The following is a 1441-nucleotide window of genomic DNA, read 5'->3' as shown; positions in this document are numbered from 1 at the left end:
TGCTGTCGGTGAAGCCGATCGAACGCTTCTGCAGGCTTTCCGCACCCGCGTTGGTGGTCATGATGATGATCACGTTGCGGAAGTCAGCCTTGCGGCCGTTGTTGTCGGTCAGCGTGCCATGGTCCATCACCTGCAGCAGGATATTGAAGATATCCGGATGCGCTTTTTCGATCTCGTCCAGCAGCAGCACGGAGTGCGGCTTCTTGGTGATCGCCTCGGTCAGCAGACCGCCCTGGTCGAAGCCTACATAGCCCGGCGGCGCGCCAATCAGGCGGCTTACGGCGTGGCGTTCCATGTACTCGGACATGTCGAAGCGGATCAGTTCGATGCCGAGGATGAAGGCCAGCTGCTTCGCCACTTCGGTCTTGYCGACGCCGGTCGGACCGGAGAACAGGAAGGAGCCGATTGGCTTGTCCTGCTTGCCCAGGCCTGCACGCGACATCTTGATGGCCGATGCCAGCGCTTCGATCGCAGGGTCCTGGCCGAACACCACGTTGCGCAGGTCGCGGTCGATGGTCTGCAGCTTGCTGCGGTCGTCCTGGTTGACGGTCTGCGGCGGAATACGCGCGATCTTGGAGATGATTTCCTCGATCTCGGTCTTGCCGATGGTTTTCTTCTGCTTGGACTTCGGCAGGATGCGCTGGGCGGCGCCAGCTTCGTCGATCACGTCGATGGCCTTGTCCGGCAGATGGCGGTCATTGATGAAGCGCGCTGCCAGCTCTGCCGCGGTGGACAGGGCGGACGACGAATACTTCACGCCATGGTGCTCTTCGAAACGCGACTTCAGGCCGCGCAGAATCTGCACGGTCTGTTCCACGGTCGGCTCGTTCACGTCGACCTTCTGGAAGCGGCGGCTCAGCGCATGGTCTTTCTCGAACACGCCACGGAATTCCGTGAAGGTGGTCGCGCCGATGCACTTCAGCTGGCCGTTGGCCAGGGCCGGTTTCAGCAGGTTGGACGCGTCCAGCGTACCGCCCGACGCCGAACCGGCGCCGATGATGGTGTGGATCTCGTCGATGAACAGGATGCCGTTCGGATTATCTTTCAGCTGCTTCAGCACTGCCTTCAGGCGCTGCTCGAAGTCGCCGCGGTATTTGGTACCGGCCAGCAGCGCGCCCATGTCCAGCGAATACACGACAGCATTCGACAGCACTTCCGGCACATCGCCCTGGGTGATGCGCCATGCCAGGCCTTCCGCGATGGCGGTCTTGCCCACGCCGGCTTCGCCCACCAGCAGCGGGTTGTTTTTGCGGCGGCGGCACAGGACCTGGATCACGCGATCCACTTCGTCTTCGCGGCCGATCAGCGGGTCGATCTTGCCTTCGGCGGCGGACTTGTTCAGGTTCTGGGTGAACTGGTCCAGCGGCGATTCTTTCTGGCTACCTTCGCTCGGTGCGCCCTCTTCCACGCCCTCGGAGGTCTTGGTCGAGTCGACTTGCTG

At 62.2% G+C, this 1441-nt stretch carries 1 protein-coding gene; it reads right to left on the bottom strand.

The window, feature by feature from the left end:
- Positions 1-1441 (bottom strand): AAA family ATPase (locus AB4Z11_RS31655; protein WP_442030133.1); only part of this gene is annotated, 1441 nt, incomplete at both ends.

It is taken from the genome of Pseudoduganella sp. RAF53_2, assembly GCF_052113985.1.
Classification (GTDB): Bacteria; Pseudomonadota; Gammaproteobacteria; order Burkholderiales; family Burkholderiaceae_D; genus Rugamonas.
The sequence above is the reverse complement of the archived record's forward strand: the minus strand, read 5'-3'. Positions and strand labels throughout refer to the sequence as shown.